Annotated in this window: 17 protein-coding genes and 1 riboswitch; of the genes, 8 read left to right on the forward strand and 9 right to left on the reverse strand. The window is 39.2% G+C overall.

Annotated features, from left to right (window positions below; genetic code table 11):
* Nucleotides 1-96 precede the first annotated feature (96 nt).
* On the forward strand, nt 97-567 hold the full coding sequence (locus GQR52_RS09480; protein ID WP_165728254.1) for a hypothetical protein: 471 nt from the start codon (nt 97-99) through the stop codon (nt 565-567).
* 108 nt (nt 568-675) lie between these two features.
* Here the strand turns inward: GQR52_RS09480 and GQR52_RS09485 are convergent, their stop codons facing one another.
* Complete coding sequence (locus GQR52_RS09485) at nt 676-2,541, reverse strand: TonB-dependent receptor (RefSeq protein ID WP_165728255.1); 1,866 nt, start codon at nt 2,539-2,541, stop codon at nt 676-678.
* Between the two features lie 187 nt (nt 2,542-2,728).
* Here GQR52_RS09485 and GQR52_RS09490 point away from each other — a divergent pair, with 187 nt between their 5' ends.
* The gene (locus GQR52_RS09490; protein WP_165728256.1) at nt 2,729-3,217 is read left to right on the forward strand and encodes a peptide-methionine (S)-S-oxide reductase; all 489 of its coding nucleotides are present in this window, start codon (nt 2,729-2,731) and stop codon (nt 3,215-3,217) included.
* 236 nt (nt 3,218-3,453) lie between these two features.
* Here the strand turns inward: GQR52_RS09490 and GQR52_RS09495 are convergent, their stop codons facing one another.
* The 4 genes from GQR52_RS09495 to GQR52_RS09510 form a co-directional block, all read right to left on the reverse strand.
* Nucleotides 3,454-4,005 carry a DUF4136 domain-containing protein gene (locus GQR52_RS09495; protein WP_007581899.1) on the reverse strand — a complete coding sequence of 184 codons (552 nt, stop codon included), beginning with the start codon at nt 4,003-4,005 and terminating at the stop codon, nt 3,454-3,456.
* A gap of 108 nt (nt 4,006-4,113) precedes the next feature.
* The gene (locus tag GQR52_RS09500; protein ID WP_165728257.1) at nt 4,114-6,891 is read right to left on the reverse strand and encodes an ATPase; all 2,778 of its coding nucleotides are present in this window, start codon (nt 6,889-6,891) and stop codon (nt 4,114-4,116) included.
* Nucleotides 6,888-7,436, reverse strand: coding sequence for a hypothetical protein (locus GQR52_RS09505; protein WP_165728258.1), 549 nt, complete (start codon nt 7,434-7,436; stop codon nt 6,888-6,890). Before GQR52_RS09505 ends, GQR52_RS09500 begins: the two co-directional genes overlap by 4 nt.
* 3 nt (nt 7,437-7,439) lie before the next feature.
* On the reverse strand, nt 7,440-8,711 hold the full coding sequence (locus GQR52_RS09510) for a hypothetical protein (protein WP_165728259.1): 1,272 nt from the start codon (nt 8,709-8,711) through the stop codon (nt 7,440-7,442).
* Between the two features lie 222 nt (nt 8,712-8,933).
* On the opposite strand from GQR52_RS09510, the gene nhaD reads away from it, so the two are divergent.
* Entirely contained in the window at nt 8,934-10,181 is a 1,248-nt protein-coding gene (gene nhaD / locus GQR52_RS09515; RefSeq protein WP_007375803.1) for a sodium:proton antiporter NhaD, read from the forward strand.
* Nucleotides 10,182-10,282: 101 nt separating this feature from the next.
* A riboswitch (Lysine riboswitch) is annotated at nt 10,283-10,455 on the forward strand.
* Nucleotides 10,456-10,530: 75 nt separating this feature from the next.
* The gene (gene lysC, locus GQR52_RS09520) at nt 10,531-11,934 is read left to right on the forward strand and encodes a lysine-sensitive aspartokinase 3 (protein WP_165728260.1); all 1,404 of its coding nucleotides are present in this window, start codon (nt 10,531-10,533) and stop codon (nt 11,932-11,934) included.
* 72 nt (nt 11,935-12,006) lie between these two features.
* Here lysC and GQR52_RS09525 read toward each other — a convergent pair whose 3' ends face one another.
* On the reverse strand, nt 12,007-12,765 hold the full coding sequence (locus tag GQR52_RS09525) for a 4'-phosphopantetheinyl transferase superfamily protein (protein ID WP_165728261.1): 759 nt from the start codon (nt 12,763-12,765) through the stop codon (nt 12,007-12,009).
* A 141-nt stretch (nt 12,766-12,906) separates the two neighbouring features.
* On the opposite strand from GQR52_RS09525, the gene GQR52_RS09530 reads away from it, so the two are divergent.
* Nucleotides 12,907-14,229 carry a sodium-dependent transporter gene (locus GQR52_RS09530; RefSeq protein ID WP_165728262.1) on the forward strand — a complete coding sequence of 441 codons (1,323 nt, stop codon included), beginning with the start codon at nt 12,907-12,909 and terminating at the stop codon, nt 14,227-14,229.
* Nucleotides 14,230-14,324: 95 nt separating this feature from the next.
* Here GQR52_RS09530 and GQR52_RS09535 read toward each other — a convergent pair whose 3' ends face one another.
* Both GQR52_RS09535 and GQR52_RS09540 read right to left on the reverse strand, forming a co-directional pair.
* Complete coding sequence (locus GQR52_RS09535) at nt 14,325-15,305, reverse strand: 2-hydroxyacid dehydrogenase (protein WP_165728263.1); 981 nt, start codon at nt 15,303-15,305, stop codon at nt 14,325-14,327.
* 98 nt (nt 15,306-15,403) lie between these two features.
* Nucleotides 15,404-15,976, reverse strand: coding sequence for a glutathione peroxidase (locus GQR52_RS09540; RefSeq protein WP_165728264.1), 573 nt, complete (start codon nt 15,974-15,976; stop codon nt 15,404-15,406).
* Between the two features lie 121 nt (nt 15,977-16,097).
* Here GQR52_RS09540 and GQR52_RS09545 point away from each other — a divergent pair, with 121 nt between their 5' ends.
* Nucleotides 16,098-16,979 (forward strand): NAD(P)-dependent oxidoreductase, encoded by an 882-nt coding sequence (locus GQR52_RS09545; protein WP_165728265.1) that lies wholly within the window; start codon nt 16,098-16,100, stop codon nt 16,977-16,979.
* A 999-nt stretch (nt 16,980-17,978) separates the two neighbouring features.
* Here GQR52_RS09545 and sbcB read toward each other — a convergent pair.
* Nucleotides 17,979-19,424, reverse strand: a complete 1,446-nt coding sequence (gene sbcB / locus GQR52_RS09550) for an exodeoxyribonuclease I (protein WP_165728266.1) — start codon at nt 19,422-19,424, stop codon at nt 17,979-17,981.
* A gap of 333 nt (nt 19,425-19,757) precedes the next feature.
* Here sbcB and GQR52_RS09555 point away from each other — a divergent pair, with 333 nt between their 5' ends.
* Together GQR52_RS09555 and GQR52_RS09560 are read left to right on the forward strand one after the other, a co-directional pair.
* Complete coding sequence (locus tag GQR52_RS09555; protein ID WP_165728267.1) at nt 19,758-22,220, forward strand: SIR2 family protein; 2,463 nt, start codon at nt 19,758-19,760, stop codon at nt 22,218-22,220.
* Nucleotides 22,221-22,393: 173 nt separating this feature from the next.
* A complete protein-coding gene (locus tag GQR52_RS09560; protein ID WP_165728268.1) occupies nt 22,394-22,801 on the forward strand; it encodes a hypothetical protein in 408 nt (135 codons plus the stop codon).
* Nucleotides 22,802-23,144: the final 343 nt, after the last annotated feature.

The following is a 23,144-nucleotide window of genomic DNA, read 5'->3' on the forward strand; positions in this document are numbered from 1 at the left end:
TAATTTTGTTGCTAATATAGGAAATTGTAAGATACTTTTTATAAATCTCATTTATAGGTGATTTCGTTCAATCTTAATTTTTAAAAGGAAAGAAAAATGAAAAATTTAATTACAGCATTTACATTAGGTGTGACTTTATTAGGTTGTTCAAACTTACCCATTAAAACCGATATTAAAGAAGACCATTTTAGACTCGAAAACTTTAAAAGAGAGCAGGGAGTAGATCTAGAATATGTCCACTTGATGTGCTTTAACAAAAAACCTACACAATGGGCTGAACCAAAGCAGTATATCAGTGGTGAGCATGATTTATGGGTAAAGGCGAGTGTTTCAAACCCTGATGTTTTAAATAGTCAAAAAGAAGCTTTTGTTAATTTTAACGTTAATTTAGATTCTGATAAAAGCTACATGCTAAATAGAAAAAGGGAAGGGGATAAAATATCAATCTGGATACAAGAAGTTGAAACCGGTACGGTTGTTTCGCAGGTTCTTACAGATGAGCTTAGTCGCCCTTTACAAATTGATAATGAACTAAGAAAAAGACAATGTCGTTCTGGTTCAATATAAGCTGAGTAATCAAAGCTCTTAATATTTAGTATGTCGTTTATTCTTTGCTAAATATTTATTCAAAGACCTGTTTTAAATAAACAGGTCTTTGAATGTGATAGCTCAATTCTACCAACTATACGTTGCGCTTAACGTATATTGCTCACCTCGCCCTGGTGTACCAGGTATCTCTTCAAACGATTCACCCCATAAATTATCTGCTGCTAACGTAATAAATAAGTTTTTCACCATAGGTGGTGTAATTTTTAACGTTAAATGAGTAAATAAAGCATCGTCGTCACTACCGCGTAGCGCATTTTCGTGCTGTTTGCGCCACTCGTTATCTATTCTAAACTGCAATATATCAGTAGGATTCCACACTGCGCCGAGTGTTAGGCGGTGATCAGGGAAGTTTAATGCGTAAAAACTAGCGTCAATATCTGCCGCACCGTAGTTTTCTGATTTATGAAGGTAGGTGTAACTCGCTACAATTTCGGTGGTTTCAAAGTGTTTAGTTGCTAAGAACTCAATGCCCGTCGTATTTATATCTACAGGGTTTGCAAAGCGCGCAGAGCTTGAATCAAAATTAAACGTCCAATCGGTTAAGTTGTCATCTTTGCGATAAAAAATAGCCGAATTAAGTTGCCAAGTTTGCTCATCAACTAATAAACCCAGCTCTAGGCTTTTAGTCGTTTCGCGCTCAAGGGTGTAATTACTTCTAAATAACCCGCCTGAATCACTTCCGCCAATGGCGGTATAGCCTGCCACTTGGCTTGCCTCTGCGTACGATAAATAAAACGTGCGCTCAAAACCTTTGCTGTTTTGTGTATTAAGCGTTATATCACCAATAAGTGACAGTTCAGAGTCGTCTCTATTTGTATCGTCAAACGCAGCACCTAAACGAAATGTAAGTTGTTTATTATCCTCAAGCGCCATTTTGTATTCAGGCAATACGCTTAATTTATAATACTTACGAGAGGTAAAGTTGTTTTCAAGCGTGGTAGATTCAATTGAGTCGTCAATAAACTGTGCTGAATAATTTACAGCAAATACATCGCTTTGAGCATGATGCCCCGATAGCGCTAACGACTTAACTTCACTTTTGTGGAACGCTTCAAAAGCGCTTGGATTTTCGCGAGAGTAAATATAATGATCGTCGTGTGTGCGGTAATAAGCCGATACTTCAAAGTTACTATCCTGCGCATAATTTTGCTTATGGTTTAGCATTAATAAGCGGGTTTCTAGCTCTTCTGTTTCGTTAACGCCAAATGGTGTGTACAAATTTGGCCAGCCAAAAAACTTATCTTGTGAGCCAAAAAACAAATCGGTTTGAGAATCAGCGCCAGCTAATTGAACGCGACCCGATGCACGCGTAAAGTCGTGATCGCCGTTATCAATAGTGCCATCGCTTTGTGAGTGAGAAATCTCGCCTTCAAAACCAAGCTTCCAATCCTTTGCGCCTTCAAGGGGCATACTTACACCTGCATGTAAGCTTTGTAAGTTAAAATCGTTTGTGCCAGTACCTACCGATACACTGCCGCCCGTGCTAATTGGTTTCCAGCCAAACGATACAGTGCCTACAGAGCTATTAGCACCATTAAGTGCATTGTCTGCGCCTGTTAAAATATAAGGGCCGGTAAGCATTTGCGGTGCAATAGGAATTTCAGCAAAGTAATGCCCAGACTGTGGGTCAAGTAAAGTAGCACTACCAACTCTAAAGCCGGTATTTTCAAAAATACCACCGCGTATAGTTACATCGGCTTGCGCTTCAGCCATATTACGTGATTGTAAATCAACACGTGGGTCATACTCTAAATTAGATACTGGAGAGTCAAATGTACCTACAGGTAATGTGTTTGCAGTGGGCGATGCCTCAACCGTTATTTTCTCGATTGCCGGTGATGCTTCAGTTTTATCAGTTATAGCTTCGCCGTAGGCAAAACTGCTCGCGCTGCATAGCAGTGCAGGGAGTATAAAGTGCGGTGACCATTTCATGTTGTGTGTCTCATTTTTTATATGCAATTACGGTAACAATTAAATTCAGAACACACTTTTAAGGCGTGATAAAATAATTCAATTAAACAACTGCGATTTTGGCGCGATTGTACATTAATTCATTAAAAACTGCATTTGATAATCATTTGCAAAGTTAATGCATCTAACAAATTTGGTCACATTTATTATGAATATAAAACAGCAAGATACTATTTACTTTGCAGGTGGCTGCCTGTGGGGTGTGCAAGAGTTTTTAAAGCACTTACCTGGTGTAATAAGTACTGAAGCAGGGCGGGCTAATGGAACAAATGATAATACACAAGGCGAATACGACGGTTATGCTGAGTGTGTAAAAGTAATATTTAGTACAAAATCGGTTAGCTTAAACGAGCTGTTTGGCTTCTTTTTTGAGATTATTGATCCGTATAGCGTTAACAAACAAGGGGATGACGTAGGCCCTAAATATCGCACTGCCATTTATAGCAAAAGCCAAGATCATTTAAAGGTTGCTAGCAATTATATAAGCCAGCGAAGTGATGCCGATAAAATTGTGGTAGGGGTAGAGCTGCTAACTAACTACGTGCCAAGCGATCCTGAGCATCAAGACCGGTTAACTAATCATCCTGATGACTATTGCCATATACCGCTTGAGTTACTGCATAAGTATAAATCGTAACTTAGAGTAGGGTAAGCGCACAAAGATAAATAATTAGAAGCTATCGCTTCTCGCGCAAGCAAGCTTAGCGCCTACAGGTAAAGTTTAATCCGGTGTTTATTTTGTAGACGTGCAGCTTGCTGACGTGACGGGCGTAGCTCGTAATTACTTTATTTTAAAAGTTCCAAAAATACACACCCACAAAAAAGCTCACGTACTGTGAGCTCTTTTAAAACTTACTTGTAGCTAATTTTAACTTACTGCTGCTTTTGTGGCGGGAAGTTACTTAATATTTCGCTGACTGTTTTATTAATTGATGCTTCACGCTTTTCTGGCGATTGATTTTTCTTTAATCGACCTTCTTTTGCGCCGCGCCATACTAGCTGGTTAGATTCACGATCTACAATATCAATAATCAGTGTACCCACTTCGTATTCACGCGCAGTTGTATCGCGTTGAAAACCAGTACCCCAATAACCCCAATGCGGGCGGTAGTTTATATTGAAGTTGTCTACTTCAAGCTCTTTGTCTACCGATGCATGATAGTTAACAAGTACATCAGCTTGCGCTGCATCAACTAAGCTCATACCTAATGTTTGGCTCAGCTCTGCGTTAACGGCAGTGCGAACACGCTTTTCCATCAGGCCATTAATTTGATAGTTATTTGTGTCTTTAGTTAGGCTGGCGTTTTCTACCCAAGCAAATGTTTTAAAATTACTAAAGTTAGCTGATTTATCGTAATCCCAATCTGGGGTTTGTGTACAGGCTGTAAGAAGTGCTAGCGCTGCAACAATAAGTATATTTTTCATTACGTTTGCTCCAATAAAATGCATTAATTTAAAATAACACACATAGTTTAAATGTGTATTATTTAAACGTCCTATATTTTAGTTTAGTTGGTTTGCCTTAACGGCCAATTAATTGTGTTCAACTTCAATCCAATCTTTTTCATCTACCCAGTTTTGTGCACCGTCTTTTACTGAACGAATAGGCACAATGTAGTCACAACTTATTTGTGGCTTAACTGAGGCAAATATAGGCACAAAACCAAAGCTTAGTGCGGTTTCTATAATTGCTTTTTGATTTTGTGGGTCAATGTCGGCCGCTTCATCTATGTAAATAGGTATACGGTATAGGTTTTGTTCCTGGTCACTCAATAAGTAACGAATAAACAACATGCCACACAATAACTTAATCGTAATACGTGTGCCGTTTGAACCCGCCGAATCTATTTTTTCAAAGTGTTCTGTTTCACCTGCGCGGTTAACCACTTCAAATCGAATATCAAATAAATCGGTAAGCGTTAAACCCGCTTTATCTGAGGCGAGTTTAATTAAGTGATCTTTCGCTTCGTTTACCGCACTTTCGCTGTACGGTTCTTGGCTCAGTAAATCAAGTGTGTCACCTTGCTCAAACTGATGCGACGTGCTGATAATGGTATCTATACTATCAACCAGCATTTTGCGCGGTATGACGTTAATTTTAAACGCTTGCAGATTTGAAATACGGTGCTGGCTTATGCCTTTATTAAAGCTGTTCATTTCGCGGCGAAGTCGGTCTAAATCTTCTCGCAAGCCTTTAATGGTCGCAGCCACTTCGGTAAGCGCAACGCGTGCTTGGCGTTCAACCGCATCGCGTTCGTTATCAATATTATGAAAGGCGCTTATTAGCTTTTGGTACTTAGTATATTCGTCGTTTTCGTTGTCGAATTTAGTAATACCCGCGTTATATACATGCAAATAGGTGTTGCGCACGTTTATGTCAAAATTACGCAGCTCTTGGCAGTCTTTATTAAAATGATGAACAAGATCGCTTAAGTTATCAAAGTCGACTGTAATATCAATCATGTATGGAGTTACTTTACCGCTGTATAAATCAAGCGTGTGATCAATTCGCTCGCTCTTAACTTGGCGTAAGCGCTCAGTTTGGCGATTAATTTGCTCTTGTTTCGATTTAATTAACGAGCGGCGATCGGCAATTGAGCCACTATTTTTTTGAATATCTTGCAGGTAGTCGTCAACTTGTTCGCGCTCAGCTAATAACTGCTCTTTTAGCATGGCTTGCGCTTCAACCGACTGCTGCATTATATCAAACTGTTCTAAGCGTTTTAGGGCGCTCTCTGCGCTCATAAGCTCATCGTATAGCGCGTCTTTTTCTTTTTGCTTGTCGGCAACGTTTGCTGCAACATCGCGCTGTTGCTTAAACTCTTTAAGTGAATGCTCAAGTGCACTGAGCTGAGCGGTTAATTGCTCTTTGTTTTCGCCGCTTTGCATTTGCACAGGCGAGAGCTTTTTAAGCTTAATGCTCGCACCTGGCAGAGTTAGTACACCGCCTTTAACGTTTTCGCTAAGTAGCGATAAAAATTCACCAAACGCATCTTCGTCATCAATGGTTATATCGCCATTAGTGGTGGTCGCAAATGAGAGAATATCAGGGTTTAAAATCCGCGATATTTCTTCTACTTCTTTTAACGAGAGATCTTCGCGCATACGGGTAAACAAATTAAACTCAAGGTTTTTAAGTTGCAGCTTTAAGCTCTTAATTTGTTTTTGTGTTTCGCTAATGCGGTAGTCAAGCGTGTGTAGGCTTTGCCCTTGTGCGCTGGTTATAGAGTGCGAAAGCGACTCGTAATCTTGCTTTAACTGAGTCAGGCTGGTTTTAAGGGTGGCTTTATTTACCAGTTCAAATTCGCTTTTAAGCGCATCGTAATCTAAAAACCACTGCTCAATTTGTGTTTGTCTGCGCTCTATGTCGCGCGATTGCTGTACGTATAGGCTTTGCTTTTGCTCAAACTCGTGTTTTTCGTGCTCTATATCTTCAAGCGCTATACCCAGCTCATTAAGTTGCGACTCTTGATAGGTATCAAAATCAATCAGTGCTTGGTCAATTTTAGGTGCATACGCCGCTAATTTACCTTTAAGCACGGTTTGGTTTTCAAGCATTGATTCAAGCGCGGCTATTGGCTCTTGCATTGACTCAAGGGCTTTTAGTTCGCGTTTTGAGCGATTTACTTTATCAAACGAGCGGCGCCATACTTCATAAAAGTCGACCTTAGAGTTCGACATATGGCGTTCAAACACGCGTAGCATAAAGCGTTTTACGTCGCTTGCGCCTAATTTGTGTAAGTTAAGAATACGTCTAAATATTTCTTTATAAATAGAAGAGTCTTGCACATTATTAAGCGGGATCATTTTTAGGTTTATGTCGCCGTCAAAAGGCGTTGCGCCGCCAGTCAATAGCGCGTTGAGCTCTTGTGCTTTAAGCTCAATAGGATTGTAATTAAGCGATTTTAAATGGTTGAACAGCTTGGTAAATTTAATAATAGTTTTACCTTGCGTGTACTGCTCTAAATCAAGCTTTCCTTGATAACAAAAGTACTGATGCGCGTAACCGGCAATTTTACCAAGTCCCGCAACGCCTATTACTACCGAGCCATGAGGCAAGTTAGCTTCTAGTAAAATGTACGACTGATCGGATGAAAAATAAAACTTTCGGGTTTCATCTAAATCGTGTCCGTCCCATTCTGTTAAGCGTAAATCGTTAATAAGTGGAAACTGCAGGGCGTTAATAACCGAGCTTTTACCTGTGTTATTTGGCGCGCAAATAGAGCTGCTTTTATCAAGCGGGATCACACATTTTGCATAGCCTGCGGTGTTAAGTAGGGCGAGTTTACTTAGTCCGTATAGATTTTTCATTCCTCGTCCTCTGTAATATAGGTTTCTTCGTTTACTTCCATGAGTGCATCTATGTAGCGGTGAATTGGCGCTTGTAGCATAAAGCCGCCTTCTACTTCACGGGCTAAACCTAAGCGCACCATGCGCAGGTATACGTCTTTACGCAGGTCCGATCCCGAAAATATCTCAAGCTGATCAAACAAATGTTTGTTAATTTGCACCAGCGTTTGCATAAGTTCTAAATCGTTTACGTCGTCAAACAATGCGCGCATTGGGTCTTTACCCGTATTGGCGTAGTGTTCAATTAAAATGTAAATAGTGAGCGCGATAGCGCGAGATATCTTGCCCATATTTGGTGTGCTTTCGTCGCTACCAAAATAATAAAATCCACGGCTGTCGCGTTTTAAATCGTTACCTAGGGCTGTAAATAGGGCGGTGTAGTCTTCTATGTGTTGGTCAAGCTCTTGCCACATTACGTTGTCTTGCTCGCAAATGTGATAACCCGCTACTAATTTTTTATTAATGGTTTGTAGATGGGTTAGCTCGTCTAAGTTTATGTGTGTCATGGTTTATTTACCTGCCTTTGAATCTGGCTGAGGCTCTGAATTAAATGGATATAAAGAAAAGTGCTGACCGGCAATTTTTACGCGGGCTTTTTCATCGCTTTGAATTATTTTAATATCGCTGTCGCTGACTAATTTTTGATACAAAAATAGCATTTCGTCGGCATCGAGATTTGGGTAGCTTTCGTCTAAAAATTGCAGCAAGGGCTGCGGTTTTTTGCGTTTTTTATTAAAGCGCTTAGCAAAGCTGGTTTTAACATCGTTGTAGTCAGGAATATTAGGCGTAACAAATGCAGGCACGTCTTGCTGGTCAGGCAATTGGTATTCTTCGTGTTCAAATTCAACCAAGCTTGCCATGTAAGCCACAATATGGCGTTGCTGACCAAGCGAATATCGCTGTGCGTCGCTTACAAAATGTGGCTGCACAGCACTTAGCATGTTGTCTACGCCATTTTTACGCACAAGCCCAAGTACTTTGGCTGCTTGGCGAGTAATTAAGTTATTACGGCGTAACTCTTCGCGCAGCGGCATAAGCATATCGGCACTTTTACGTAAGCTTTCTCGGCCCACTAAATGCATTTCTAATATGCGTGTACGTAATTGCTCCAGCATGCGTTTGTCGTTGTAGGCTTTACCTGAGCGCTCAATGTGCAGTATTTGTTTACTTATTTGCTCTTCAATGAGGGTAAAACATGCATGAAACTCACCACGAATATCAACCATTTCAAGCATTGGCTCTATGTATTCGTCAAAGGCTTCTATTACCGCTTTATAACGCTTTTGCAGCGATTGCACCGCATTATTAGATTTAGCTTGTTCAACAATATTTAAAATGGCGTTTTCGTTGTGCGCATAGAGCTTCATTATTTTACGCACCCGATCATCCATAATACGGCTATAGCGGCGTAAATCGTCAAAGTCTTCTATTTCGCCAGCGTTATCTAGGCGATTACCTAAACGTGCAAGGTCGTCGACTAATACGCTAATTTCTTGCGCTAAGCCTAAATGTTCTTCTTGCAGTAAAAACGTAGCAAAGTCGGCAATAGCACGATTTATTTCAAGCTGCGATGATTTAGCCAGTGGAATTAAAATATCTTGGTTTAACAAACGATTTGTTTCTTTATAAATACGCTCGTTTGACCAAGTAGGCTGTTTTTGTTTAATGGCGTTTTGTACGTCTTTCAGGCTAAAGTCAGCCATTTTAAAACGTTTAAATAATAGCTCTAGTACACCCCAATGTTCAGTTATGGTGTTTAGTAGCTTTTTAGCTGGGATCATAAGAGGTTACAACATCCTAGTATTTTATTATTGAGTTCTTTTAGAAGACTCATTATTACGTATTTTTAATTAACCTTGTCTGTATATAGTATTCGTTTTTAAGACCATTTAATAATAGTTTTTGCATAGAGGCAGTGCTAAAATTCGCGCCGAAAATAGGCACATGAAATGGAATGTTATTTGTGTGTTCTTTAAAACTATATCAAAGGTTGTTTAACTACCATGGTTTCCTCGATTATTCTAACCCTGATAGCGATTGCATTTTTACTGATCGTTATAGAAGATATAATCCATGTTAATAAAGCTAAAACCACGCTGTTTTTTGGTACGCTTTGCTGGATTCTTCTTTTTATATACCCTCTACACGGGCAAAGCCCCGATACGATTCAACACCTTTTAAATGAAAATATTTTAGAAATCGCCTCGTTATGGCTATTTTTAATGGCTGCGATGACCTTTGTAGCGTATTTAAATTCAAAGGGGTTTATAGAAAATATTGTGCACCGTGTTATGCCAAAAAGTATTAGCGAAAAAAAGCTCATGTTTTTGGTGGGTGGTTTTGCATTTTTGTTTTCGTCGATTTCAGACAACGTAACAGCTACGCTTATATCGCTCGCGGTTGTTATGTCGTTAAAACTTGAACCTAAAAAGCTCATTAAATACGCCACGCTTATTGTGTTTGGGGTTAACTCAGGTGGGGTATCGCTAATAACAGGTGACGTAACCACACTGATGATATTTTTAGACGGCAAAGTAACCATTGCTCATTTATTACTACTTATAGCGCCAGCTCTTGCAAGCGTTATGTTGCTAGCCGCGTTACTATCTATCGGTATGAAAGGGCGTGTTGAGTTTGCTGGTGCAGGTAAAACCCGCATCGAAAAAACCGACATTACCATTGCTGTTATATTTTTATCTACCGTAGTGAGCACACTTATGCTGAGTGTAGTTTACAGCGTACCGCCTTTACTCACCTTTTTGTTTGGCTTATCAGTGATGTTTTTAGTCGCGCAATTTTTAATGCGCAAAAAAGACATTAACAAAGACATAATCGACTTTGTTCGCGATATAGAATACGACACATTATTGTTTTTTGTAGGTGTACTTTTACTTGTAGGCGCACTTAAAGAAATTGGTATGTTGAGTAAATTTACCGACCTATATACGGTAATGGCACCCGAGTACGCAAACTACTTAATGGGCATATTATCAGCAGGGGTCGATAACGTACCGCTTACTGCTGCTTTATTAAAAGCCGATATAGTAATGAGCCAACAACACTGGTTGTCGTTTACGTATGCAACGGGCGTGGGCGGTTCAATGCTTATCATTGGGTCGGCTGCGGGCATTATTGCCATGAGCAAAGTTAAAGCGCTTACCTTTATGAGCTACTTGCGTTTATCGCTGCATTTATTAATTTGCTACACCGTAGGTTATGCAGGCTCGTATTACATGGGCAGTTTTATTTGATGCATAAATTATTAAATGCTTGACAGCTAGACGTCTAAACGATAACTTTCAAAGCCCCGCTACTTAGTGGGGTTTTGTTTTATTAGCCACTGGTTAATAAAGCATTCAGAAGAGGTGCGATACTTAGGTACTTAATGTTAGGCGACGAATGCCGATGATCATTAAGGAGGGAAGTACTCGCCGAGGAAAATAATGGTACGTCGTCATTGTTTTTCGGTTTATGGGGCTGAATCCTCAAAACTGTCACCAATATAGGTGGAGAGCTTCTGGCAGTGGACTTATCTTCAAGCATTCCTTTGCCAAGTTCTTCTTGTTTTATTGCGATTTGGATATCGCGAAAGGAGACTAAATGACTACCCAATCAGCGCCACAAACAGTGCCTCAAACAGAGTTAAGCGCAAAATCAGATTACATCGTTGCCAAATTTGGCGGAACAAGTGTTGCCAACTTTGAAGCGATGAGTCGCTGTAGCGAAATTATTGTTGCAGATAAAAGCGTACGTATTGTTGCCGTGAGCGCTAGTGCCGGCGTAACTAACCACTTAGTTGCACTGTGCAAACCAAGTATTACCTCAAGTGAGCGCCAAGAGCATATAAACGGCGTGCTTGCTATTCAACACATTATTTTAGATGAGTTATCGCTAGATGCCGATTTAGCGGTTGGCTTTAACGAAACCCTAAAAGCATTTCAAACATTGGCTCAAGAGTCACTAACAACCGATCAGCAACACGACGAGCTACTTAGCTTTGGTGAGCGTTTGTCGTCTTATTTATTTGCTCAGGTGTTGCGTTTACAAGGTTTAAACGCCGATCGCTTTGATGTGCGCAAGGTGCTTAAAACCGACAGCCAATTTGGTAAAGCAACGCCTAATGTTGCAGCCACAGCGCAAGCCGCTAAAGAACATTTAATCCCGTTATTAGACGCTCAAGTAATTGTGACTCAGGGCTTTATTGGCAGTGACGAATACGGTCAAACAACAACGCTTGGACGTGGTGGTTCAGATTACAGCGCTGCACTTTTAGCTGAAGCAATTAACGCTAAAAGCGTGCATATTTGGACCGACGTAGTGGGTATTTTTAGCACCGACCCGCGTTTGTGCGCAAAAGCGACGCCAATTGCACGTTTAAGTTTTGACGAAGCCGCTGAAATGGCGACCTTTGGCGCAAAAGTATTGCACCCAGCAACTATATTACCTGCAAGCCGGAGCCACATTAACGTGTTTGTTGGTTCTAGCCGAGAGCCAGAGCGTGGTGGTACATGGATTGAGCGCGAAAAATCGCAGCAACCAGGTATACGCGCAGTAACGCAACGTAAAAACCAAATATTGCTTACGCTTAAAAGCCCCGAAATGCTCCTAGCAAGCGGCTTTTTAGCACGCGTATTTACACTATTAAGTGAATACAATATATCGGTAGATTTGGTAACCACATCAGAAATCAGCGTAGCTATAACCCTTGATAACGCGCAAAACGCATCGCGCCCAGAGCTTGATCAAGAATGCCTCGATAAGCTTGCAGAGTTTTGCCATGTGTCGGTAGAAAACAACCTAACATTGGTGGCACTTATTGGCTCTGAGATTCAATTACGCCAACACGAAATGAACTTAATGAGTGTACTAAAAGACTTTAACATTCGACTAATTTGTCACGGTGCTAGTAAGCACAACCTGTGCTTTTTAGTAGAGCAAACTGAGTCAGATAACGTAGTACAGTCTATTCATAGCCGTTTATTAGAAAACGATTTTGCTGCTTAAATAGCGGTTATTCAGGAAAGCGATTTATTAAAGTTACCTAATAAAGTCACTTAACAAAATCACTTAATAAAATCACTTAATAAAATCAGTTAATAAAAAGCATCGCCAGTCGATGCTTTTTTTATGCACCACACTTACATCAAAACAAACATTGCTGTCACTGCTATCAGCTACAGTAATGCTATTACTGCAAGCACTCAGCTTTGCACTATGTAATTCGTCAAACACATTGGGGCTAAGTAATTTTGCAATAGGGCGGCTGGTGGCTTTAGCAAGTGACTCTTTTAATGTCCAAATTCTAAAAAATGTATCTGCTTGGGCTTGGGTATTAGTAGGCTCAGTGATAAGTGTAATTTCATCATTATGATAAAAATGCTTAGCGAGCTTTTCAAACGGGCGCTTTAGGCTTACTTTTTCAATATCAAACCCAAACTCACTTTTATCAAAATTTAGCGCGACCCCAACCAAACCATGCGAATGCGAAATACAGGTGTTAATAATATTACCATTTAAATGTATTTGCAGCTTTGAGCTTGCCTCGTCAAATTCGGTACTCATTTTATTAAGGGCTACGTGCGCATGTTGCGGCTGCGTTACTTTAATAAGGTGTTTTAACAATAACCGCGTCGCTAAATACTCTTGCTTAGCTGGCGGGCTTTTGCGGCGGTTTATAATGGTTAACTCAAATGGGCTTAAGCAATCGGGTAAATTAAAGTCACTAAGATCAAGTGTTTTAGCATTAAATAATAAAATACTGTTACTCGCTAAAGACAAATTTGCCAATTGAGTTGAAGTAATACTCAAGGCGTTTTTAAAATAGTGTTCAGTCATAAAAGCCCTAAAGCAAAAGAAGTCGCTGATATTGTGAGCGGTTAACGCCACTAATAAAGGCTGGGTACAATTTTATTACTCAGCTGGCATGAAATATGGTTTAATTCACAACAATCAAAATAATAACAGATTTGTAGATGTATGGCACAAGTGCGTGATGGGTTTCAAAGCCGACTCGGTTTTGTTTTAGCCGCTGCTGGCGCAGCAGTGGGTTTGGGTAATATTTGGGGTTTTCCTACGCAAGCGGCCAACCATGGCGGCGGTGCTTTTTTACTGGTTTACTTTATTGTTATATTTTTACTTGCGCTTCCTGCGCTGTATACCGAACTTTATTTAGGTCACAAAGCACAAGCTAATCCTGTAAAAGCATTGGGCGATGCATGGCAAAACACTAACCGTAAAGTAGGTGCAGCAGCCGGTTACATAGGCCTTGCGGGCGCAGTTGTTATGCTAAGTTTTTATTCAATAGTGGCAGGGTGGATGCTCTCGTACGCTATTGAACCCATAACCACCTTTTTTGGTTTTACAGGCGCAAGCGAGTTTTTACATAGCGACTCAGTGCTGCGTAATTTTGTATTTACGCCGCTTATGCTTATTTTAACTGCCAGTATTATTTTAAAAGGGGTTAAATCGGGAATCGAAACCTGGTCGCGCCGTTTAATGCCACTGTTACTTGTGCTGCTTGTTGGTTTAATTGCCTACATTGCAACACTTGATGGCGCAAGCGAAGGCTTTGCCGCGTATTTAGTTCCTGATTTTAGCCAAATACTCGACCCTAATTTAATTATTGCCGCAATGGGGCAAGCGTTCTTTTCGCTCTCGTTAGGTGTAGGTTGTATGATGATTTACGGCTCGTATTTACAGCCCGATGCTAATTTACCTAAGCTCACCGCAGGTGTAGCCTTACTTGATACCAGCGTTGCGTTTTTAGCAGGGTTACTTATTATTCCTGCTATTTATGTGGCGCAGCACAACGGTGTCGAGGTATTTAGTGGTGGTAAACTGATTGGCGAAGGCCAACTTATTTTTGCTATTTTACCTGCACTATTTAGCACCATGGGCGAAATTGGCTTATTAGTTGGTTTATTGTTTTTTGTATTAATGTCTATCGCATCGGTTACGTCAACTATATCGACCACCGAAATTCCGGTAGCGTTTTTAGTCGAAAACCATAACGTTAGCCGCACCAAAGCAACATGGGCAGTGAGCGCCGTTGTACTTGTGTGTGCAAGCGCCATTATATTAAATTTTGATTGGTTATTTGGCTTAGTTATTATGCTATTTACCCAATACCAATTACCGCTTATGGGCTTGTTTTACTTTATTACTGTAGGCTGGATGTGGAAACGTGGTAACAAATTACATCAAGCAACAACCGGCTTACATTACTGGTTTGCTCAGTATATTCGTTTTGTTTGCCCAATATTAATGACCTTGGTATTTGCAAACGTTGCCTTTGGTTAATTATAACTAAGCTAAAAAAACAGCTTAAAAAAGCGAAGTGAGTTTAAAACGCACTTCGCTTTTTTGTGCGTGTTGTTTAGGTAAAGCCTAGGTCTTTATAAAACCTCATTAGTTAAAGATTTACCTTCATTTACTTCCAGCGCGTTAAGTAGGGTTGTGTTTGCTATTTCGGTAAGTGCTTCTTGGGTAAAAAAGCCCTGATGCCCCGTTACTAAAACATTTTTAAAGCTCACTAAGCGCGAAAATATATCGTCTTGGTTTATTTCGTCGCTATGATTTTTAAAAAATAGCTCCGACTCTTGCTCGTATACGTCGAGCCCCAAGTAGCCTAGTTTTTTAGTTTTAAGCGCGCTAATACACGCGTTACTATCAAGCAGTGCGCCTCGTGAGGTATTAATAAGCATAACGCCGGTTTTCATTTTGCTAAACGCCTCGTCATTTATTAAATGATGAGTTTGCTCGGTAAGTGGGCAATGCAAAGAAATCACATCGCTTTGGCTAAGCAAGGTGTTTATATCGGTAATAGTATAATTGCCAGGTTGTGCGTATGGGTCGCACACTAATACTTTAGCACCAAAGCCATTTAAAATGTTGCACAGCGCAAGGCCAATTTTACCGCAACCTACAATACCCACGGTTTTATTGTGTAAGTTGAAGCCTAATAAACCGTTTAAATCAAAGTTGTCTTCGCGTACGCGGTTATATGCTTTATGCGTTTTACGACTAAGCGTTAGCATAAGCGCTATACAGTGCTCAGCTACGGCTTCTGGGCTGTAAGCAGGGACGCGTAATACCTTTAATTTATGTGCTTTTGCTGCAGGTAAGTCAACGTTATTAAACCCTGCACAACGCAGCAAAATAGTGTTTATGCCTTGGCTTGCCAGTTGCTCAATAACAGCGGCGTTTACGGTGTCGTTAACAAATACGCATATGGCATCAAACCCATTTGCTAAAATAGCGGTTTGTTCGCTCAAGGCTTGTTCAAAATACGTTATTTTTATATCACGCTGATCGCGTGTACTTTGTTCAAAAAAAGGCAGTTCGTACTTTTGAGTACTAAAAAAAGCAATGTTCATGGTAATAGCCTCGACGCTTAAGGAGTATTATTTATTACTAATACAATAAACTACTTTATAAACCTGTGCTTTAGTAGTGCGCATTTTATTGATTTAAATTAAGCCTTAAGCGGAGCCTTACTTGAGGTAAACAAAGGTATTTTTGAAGATACCTTTTTACCATCTTTAGCTGCGCTTAACTTTACGGCTTGCAGTAAGTTACTTTCGATTACTTGTTTAAGTGTTTCGGGCTTAGTGCGCGGTGCATAACGTGCAACAAGTTGCCCTTGTGAGTTAATTAAAAACTTAGTGAAATTCCACTTAATTGCACGATTTTGCGAAATACCCCGCGTATGCGACTTTAAATAATTAAACAACGGATGTGTTTCTGGCCCATTTACCATTACCTTACCAAATACCTCAAACGAGGTATTAAATTGATCTTGGTAAAAGTCTTTAATGGCTAAATTATCAAGCGGCTCATTTTGGCCAAACTGGTTACAGGGAAACGCAAGTACAGTAAAACCATTGCTTTTGTATTGCTGATAGAGCTTTTCGAGCGCATTTAATTGCACCGAAAAATTACACTTACTCGCTGTATTAACAATAAGGACGGTTTTGCCCTGTAATTGGCTAAGAGAAAAATTTTCGCTGTTAAAAAGTGGTGCATTAAATTGATAAATACTGTCCATAGGTTACCTACTTACCTTTCCCGCTAAGGAAATTTTATAAAGACTTTCATTCGCTTTTTTATCGACCGGTTGACATAATCGAGGTCTAGTTTCTAAGTTATCAGTTAAATAGGTCATTTTTATGTCAATGAAAGTCGCATTTATAGGTTTAGGCGTAATGGGTTACCCAATGGCGGGGCATTTAGCAAAAGCAGGGCACAGCGTATGCGTTTATAACCGTACTCAAGCTAAAGCACAAACGTGGACTGCAGAACATTCAGGAAGCTTTGCACCAACCCCGCGCGAAGCTGCCAACAATGCCGACATCGTATTTATGTGTGTTGGTAACGATGACGATTTACGCTCAGTAGTCTATGGCGACGATGGCGTGTTAGCAGGCATGTTGCCACACACTATTTTGGTTGATCACACCACAACCTCTGCCGAAGTAGCCCGCGAAGTGGCTGCTAAAGCGGTTCTGCAAAATATCGACTTTATAGATGCGCCTGTATCGGGCGGACAAGCTGGCGCCGAAAACGGCGTATTAACGGTAATGGCGGGTGGTAGTGAAGCCGTATTTGCTAAAGTGCAGCCAGTTATGGCGGCGTTTAGTCGTTTTAGCCAACTGTTAGGTGGCGTTGGCTCGGGACAACTTTGTAAAATGGTTAATCAAATTTGTATTGCTGGCGCAGTGCAAGGGTTAGCCGAAGGCTTACATTTTGCCAAGCAAGCTGGGCTTGATGGCGAAAAAGTCATAGAGACCATTTCTAAAGGCGCAGCCGGTTCGTGGCAAATGGAAAACCGCTACAAAACAATGTGGGCAGGGGAATACGAGTTTGGTTTTGCCGTAGATTGGATGCGTAAAGATTTAGGCATTGCACTCGATGAAGCTAAAAACAACGGCGCTACTTTACCAATGACCGCAACGGTCGATCAATACTACGCCGATGTACAAGCACTCGGCGGCGGCAGATACGACACCTCAAGTTTACTAGCACGCATTGAAGCGCTGCATAAAAAGTAACGCTGTAGACGCGAAGCTTGCTTGCGTGACGGGCAAAGCCCGTAAAGTAATTTATTCACAAAGAGGTTTAGAGGCGCTGCGCTTTTAGAGGCAGTAATAAGTCTAAAGCGGTTGTTGTTTTTATGTCTTCTCATTTACTCCTCATTCGCTTCTCTTTGTGAATAGAGTTTTATTTAAGCAATTAAAAGCTGCGCTTTTCACGTGAGCAAGCTCGACGTCTACCGCCAAAGTGTAGATATGAGTTTTACTTGTAGACGCGAAGCTTGCTTGCGTGACGGGCAAAGCCCGTAAAGTGACTTATTCACAATGAGGTTATGAGGCGCTGCGCTTTTAGAGGCAGTAATAGACATAAAAAATTATTTTTTTATGTCTTCTCATTTACTCCTCATTCGCTTCTCTTTGTGAATAGAGTTTTATTTGAGTAATTAAAAGCTGTGCTTTTCACGTGAGCAAGCTCTACGTTTACCCCAAAGTGTAGATTTATGATTGTTTTTGGAGACGCGAAGCTTGCTTGCGTGACGGGCAAAGCCCGTAAAGTGATTTATTCACAAAGAGGTTATGAGGCGCTGCGCTTTTAGAAGAAGTAATAGATCTAAAAAATTATTGTTTTTACGTCTTCTCATTCGCTTCTCTTTGTGAATAGTGTTTTATTTAAGCAATTTAAAGCTGTGCTTTTCACGTGAGCAAGCTCAACGTCTACGTCAAAGTGTAGATATCAGTTTTACTTTGTAGACGCGAAGCTTGCTTGCGTGACGGGCAAAGCCCGTAAAGTGACTTATTCACAAAGAGGTTATGAGGCGCTGCGCTTTTAGAGGCAGTGATAGATAAAAAAGATTGTTGTTGGTCTTTATATTTTCTCATTTGCTCCTCATTCGCTTCTCTTTGTGAAATAGATTTTACTTTGCGTGTAGTGGTACAAATATTTATAAACAAAAACGCGACACTTTATTGCTAAAGCGTCGCGTTTTTAATGCGTTATACAAACAATCTAAAGGCAAACTACATGCTTTGAGCGTAATTATACAGCGCCTTTAAAATGGTCAGGTTTTTTTCGCTGTCGTCATGTTCATGCGCTAGGTTTTCAAGGGTGATCATAAAATCTTGCGCATTAATCGACGGTTGATCTTCCCCGTGCATTAACTTGTTTTGGCAATACTGACGCCATTGATCAAGCTCTTGCTGGTTTAGCGTTTCAGGCCAATTACGAGCGCGGTATCTAAACAACAACGTATTAAACTTTTTATCTTCAAAGTCTAAATTCAACCCAGCCAATTCATCTGGTTTTGCATCACGAATAATCGCAAATTTAGCTTTATCAGCATGGCTTGTAAACCCATCGTAAAGTAAGTAGTCAACGTTAGTGGTTGCGCTGTAATCGCCTTGCTCGTTAAACACTTCGGTTACTTTATCGCGAAGGTCGGTATTGGCTTTTAAAATAGCTAAGTTAGCTAAGCATTGCTCGCGATCAATCCCAAGGCGCGCGGCGTTTTCAGGCAATAATGTTTTAGCTGGGGCTAAAATAGGGCACTTGTTTAAATGCACCAGCTTTAAACCAACAGGTAAATCGCCCTCGGCTAAATCTACACGTTTGGTGTATAAACGTTTGCGTAACTCTTCTACGTTTAAATCAATGAGTACTTGCGGGTTTTGAGTTAAATCAAAACAAATAACCGCGTTTTTATTTACCGGATGAAAGCTTATTGGTGCAACCCAGCTTGTACAGCCTTGTGTTGCAGGTATGCGCGACGTGGTATGCACCAGCGGCGTCATGTTAAATACATCAACCAATTCAGCAAGGGCTTTTTTGCCACGCAGCCCAAAAAAGAAGTTATATAGCTTTGGTTGCTTTTCTTTTATTAGCTTAGCCAGTGCAATAGTGGCGGTTACATCGCTTAGCGCATCGTGCGCTGCGGCGTGTTCAATACCATTAGCTACGGTTAAATGCTCTAGCTTAAAGCTTGGGCTGCCATCTTCTTTCAACGGCCATTCAATCCCTTCAGGGCGCAGCGCGTAACAAGCACGTACTAAATCAATAATATCCCAGCGGCTATTGTTATTTTTGTATTCACGCTCGTATGGGTCGTAAAAGTTACGGTAAAAGCTATAACGACTTACTTCGTCATCAAACCGAATACTGTTGTAACCGGCAACACAGGTGTTTGGTACGCTAAATTCGGCATGAATTTTTGCTATAAACTCAGCTTCAACTAAGCCTTTTTTCATCGCCACTTGTGGTGTAATACCCGTAATTAAACAGGCCTCAGGGTGAGGCAAGTAATCCGCTTGCGGCTTACAATATTCAATAAGTGGCTCGCCAATAATATTTAAATCAAGATCGGTACGAATACCCGCAAATTGGCTTGGCTTATCCTTTTGAGGGCTTGCCCCCCACGTCTCGTAGTCGTGCCAATAGATTGTTGCTTGATTTTGCTCTTGATATGCCATGCTGAAAACCCTGAGTAGTTAACTTTAAAACGCCTAAATACGCGCCAAGTTACTAAAATAATGAATTATTTAGATTATGGCATATGGGCGAGGGAGTTTATAGGTTTGGGTGATAAATGATATTCACGAGGTTTGTTTTGATTAAGCAAAATATGACAGTTTTCCTTTAAAAGCTTAAATCGGAAAATATTGGATTCATGCTATATGCTTTTTGCACTACTCATATACTTTAAAAAAATTAAAATGTAGGATTGATGTATCGTATGCGATGTACAAATACAGGCCAATAAAAAGGATTTTTTGTGCACACTTTTTTGTAAGGATAATTATAAAATGCTAAAAAACTTTGATATAACTCAAACTAAAAATGAAGAAATCGATTTTGATTCGTTGAGACTAAGAATATCTTCAGGTAACGCTATTTTATTTACTGGCGCAGGTTTTTCTTTTGGGACTAAGAACATTGAGGGTGCTTCTCCTCCAATGTCAAAAGATCTTGCGAGAAAACTTACGAGTTTAATTGGAATAGATGAATCTGAAGATTTGATGTATGCATCTGAAATAGCTCTTGAATACTTTGAGCATGCCAAGATACTAGAGCTATTGAAAGATAATTATACCTTAAAGGAAGTTTCGAAATACCATGAGACTATTTGTAATCTGCCATGGAAGCGTTTCTATACTACGAATTATGATAACTCTATTGAATTAGCTAGTTTGAAAAAGAACAAAAGAATTGAATCTATTGATGTTACTAAAGAACCATCTGAGTATTTAAAGATACCAAATGTATGCTTGCATTTAAATGGTCGGGTTGAAGGTGCAACTGAAGTAGACCTTTTATCTAGAATTAAACTATCGGATTCATCTTATTTATCCTCCGATTCTTTTGTATCTTCAAAATGGTATTATCATTTTAAAAGAGATCTAGAGACATCTAGCGCAATAGTTTTTATAGGTTACTCGATGTATGACATTGATATTAAAAAAATACTATTTAGTAACCCTAACTTTATTGAAAAAACTTATTTTATTGTAAAAGAGGGAGCCGATTTCAAAGAAACTTTTGCGTTACGCAAATTCGGGCATATAGTTCCTATTGGTGGTGAAAAGTTTGCTGAACTCATGGAAGGAGTTAGCCTGAACACTTCAAGTGATACATATACAGAGAGCCTGACGCATTACGAGATTGTAGATAGCTTTTCAGAAGTTAGAGATACAGATAGTGAAAATTTTCTACTTTATGGGAATTATGAAACGGATGTGATTCAAAGTTCGTTTGTTAATGAAGATATAATACCATTTTCAATAAGAAGAAATAATATTAGTGACTGCATTGAATTTATTAAATCAAATAAAAATTTATTTATTCATAGTGACTTAGGAAATGGTAAATCAGTATTTTTGGAAGAATTAGCATTTAATCTTACACTTGGGGGGTTTCAGACATATTTTTTAAATAATAACGAAGCTAATTATTTAAATGACATCGATAAGATATCAAATGTAGGCTCAGATCTTGTGATTATAGTTGATGGTATTTACAATTATCCGGAGCTAATTGAGTATCTTAATAATACTCATCATAGAAAGGTACGGTGGATTGTAAGTGATCGAACAAACTTACTATTAAAGTTTCAAGAAATCTGCAATATTGATTTCCTTGAAATCAATATTGATCTTCTCTCTGATAGTGAAATTATAGAAGCAATAAATATAATTGATAACCTAGCAGCTTGGAACGAATTTTCAATTAAAAGTTTGAGCAATAAAAAGAGAGAGATTAAAAACAGATATAACTCTCAAATATCATTACTACTTCTAGGCCTATTGAATAGCCCGAATATAAAAAAGAAAATAACAACTCAAACCGATGCTCTCTACTTAGATGAAGCATTTAAGAAAACTGTATTTTCGATTTGTTTATGTGAAATCGTAAACGTAGTACCTACAACTAGTTTAATATCTGAAATTATTGCAGATAATGAAATACTAAATTCAAGACTTAGAAAGTCTAATGAATTTAATTCGATATTTACATACGCAAAAAATACAGTTAAATGTAAATCAAGTATATTAGCTTTATCTCTTTTGAATACAACTTTTTCAGATTCCTATGTGTTAGAAATGTTGCTAGATATAGTTGAGAGGTTAGATAAGCATAGAGATAATACACCTGAATTACATGAAGTAAAAAAATCATTATTGAGATTTCATTTTGTAGAAAAAATACTACCACAGAAAAAAAAGTATCTAAATCGTTATTATGAACAACTAAAGATTAAATGTAAGTGGTTACTAAGTAGTCCGCACTATTGGGTTCAATATGCAATGTGTCGCTTAGCATATAATGACTTTCAAAAAGCACAAGATTATCTTACTACTGCGTATGAACAAGCTAAGACTAAAAAGGTAGATTTTCATACAGATGATATTGATACGCAACAAGCTAGGTTATTTCTGAACCAGTCACTGAATAGTCACGATCCAAGTGAATCATATAAGCTTTTCAATTATGCGAACGTGCTCCTCTCTAAACTGCCTAATGATGGAAAAAAATTTAGACAAGTGCTTATTTATAGAAAAATTTTCTCAGAGCAATATTTAAATTACACCCCTAAAAATAAAACTTCATTTGAGCATTCCTGTAAAGCATTATTAGATGATGCCAATAAAGCTTTAACAGGTAATACAGATAACATTACAGCGAATAATTTTAAAACTATGAGGTTTATTAATGAATCAGAAGAAATGCTGACAGAGATATTGATTAATATAAAATCTAATCGGTCTTAGTATGATAAGAACAAGGACTAAACTTTAATTTGAGTAGTTTGGCATTAGACTAAAGTCTATAGGTTAGATTTATTCACTTATTAGGTTTGTTTTAATCGTTTGTCGTTTTTGTGGTAATTCTCTAAAGTTCAGTTGTCGGCAACAAGCACGGCTTAACCAACAGGACTACGACCATGAAACTTACTCTTATCAAAACTATCGCTCTTAGCTCACTACTTACATGTTCAGCTGCTGCAATGGCTGAGCAAAGTGATTACAAATTAATGGTTATTGAAACTGCAACAGCGCCACAGCCACTTGAGCAATCATTTAATAGCTGTGCACTGAATGTTAAGTCAAAAAATTACGCTGAGGCTGAAGCAATTTGTACTAAAGCAATTGCACTTTTAAAAGACACAGATGGCCCTAAATTTAAAGTACGCCAACTTACATCGTTTGCATTAAGCAACCGTGGTGTTGCACGTTTAAAAGCGAACAACGACACTGCTGGCCTTGCTGATTTATACGAAGCAAACCAAATGTCTACAAGTACAATGGTATCGCACAACTTAACTCGCGCTAAAGAAGAGCTTTCTTTATAAGTACTTTAGAAACGCTTTTATAAAGTGCTTACCAAAAGCATGTTATAAAATAGCGAGAGTAAAAAAGCCCATGTTAGGTTAATTCCTAACATGGGTTTTTTTGTTTTATTTAACGCGTAAGTTAATACCTTAAATACGTTAATAGAGTAGGGTGTGTATTTATAATTAATATTTTGGGTATGCTTGTTTAGGCTACGCGAATATAATGCGAGATAACCGTATAAAAAATAATAACCCTTCTGCTTTGCTTATTTTGAGCAAGGCATCATTAAATAAATATTGAGATTTAAACCATGGCACCAGGAACCAGCCTAAGCGTACTTGAAATAAGTGCGATATTTTT

Origin of the sequence: Pseudoalteromonas sp. 31A1 (assembly GCF_011378815.1) — a bacterium.
GTDB lineage: Bacteria > Pseudomonadota > Gammaproteobacteria > Enterobacterales > Alteromonadaceae > Pseudoalteromonas > Pseudoalteromonas arctica.

What these genes read in the sequence shown, in the direction of transcription:
- GQR52_RS09480 (WP_165728254.1), top strand. Translation starts at nt 97, where the DNA reads ATGAAAAATTTAATTACAGCATTTACATTAGGTGTGACTTTATTAGGT.
- GQR52_RS09485 (WP_165728255.1), bottom strand. Translation starts at nt 2,541, where the DNA reads ATGAAATGGTCACCGCACTTTATACTCCCTGCACTGCTATGCAGCGCG.
- GQR52_RS09490 (WP_165728256.1), top strand. Translation starts at nt 2,729, where the DNA reads ATGAATATAAAACAGCAAGATACTATTTACTTTGCAGGTGGCTGCCTG.
- GQR52_RS09495 (WP_007581899.1), bottom strand. Translation starts at nt 4,005, where the DNA reads ATGAAAAATATACTTATTGTTGCAGCGCTAGCACTTCTTACAGCCTGT.
- GQR52_RS09500 (WP_165728257.1), bottom strand. Translation starts at nt 6,891, where the DNA reads ATGAAAAATCTATACGGACTAAGTAAACTCGCCCTACTTAACACCGCA.
- GQR52_RS09505 (WP_165728258.1), bottom strand. Translation starts at nt 7,436, where the DNA reads ATGACACACATAAACTTAGACGAGCTAACCCATCTACAAACCATTAAT.
- GQR52_RS09510 (WP_165728259.1), bottom strand. Translation starts at nt 8,711, where the DNA reads ATGATCCCAGCTAAAAAGCTACTAAACACCATAACTGAACATTGGGGT.
- nhaD (WP_007375803.1), top strand. Translation starts at nt 8,934, where the DNA reads ATGGTTTCCTCGATTATTCTAACCCTGATAGCGATTGCATTTTTACTG.
- lysC (WP_165728260.1), top strand. Translation starts at nt 10,531, where the DNA reads ATGACTACCCAATCAGCGCCACAAACAGTGCCTCAAACAGAGTTAAGC.
- GQR52_RS09525 (WP_165728261.1), bottom strand. Translation starts at nt 12,765, where the DNA reads ATGACTGAACACTATTTTAAAAACGCCTTGAGTATTACTTCAACTCAA.
- GQR52_RS09530 (WP_165728262.1), top strand. Translation starts at nt 12,907, where the DNA reads ATGGCACAAGTGCGTGATGGGTTTCAAAGCCGACTCGGTTTTGTTTTA.
- GQR52_RS09535 (WP_165728263.1), bottom strand. Translation starts at nt 15,305, where the DNA reads ATGAACATTGCTTTTTTTAGTACTCAAAAGTACGAACTGCCTTTTTTT.
- GQR52_RS09540 (WP_165728264.1), bottom strand. Translation starts at nt 15,976, where the DNA reads ATGGACAGTATTTATCAATTTAATGCACCACTTTTTAACAGCGAAAAT.
- GQR52_RS09545 (WP_165728265.1), top strand. Translation starts at nt 16,098, where the DNA reads ATGTCAATGAAAGTCGCATTTATAGGTTTAGGCGTAATGGGTTACCCA.
- sbcB (WP_165728266.1), bottom strand. Translation starts at nt 19,424, where the DNA reads ATGGCATATCAAGAGCAAAATCAAGCAACAATCTATTGGCACGACTAC.
- GQR52_RS09555 (WP_165728267.1), top strand. Translation starts at nt 19,758, where the DNA reads ATGCTAAAAAACTTTGATATAACTCAAACTAAAAATGAAGAAATCGAT.
- GQR52_RS09560 (WP_165728268.1), top strand. Translation starts at nt 22,394, where the DNA reads ATGAAACTTACTCTTATCAAAACTATCGCTCTTAGCTCACTACTTACA.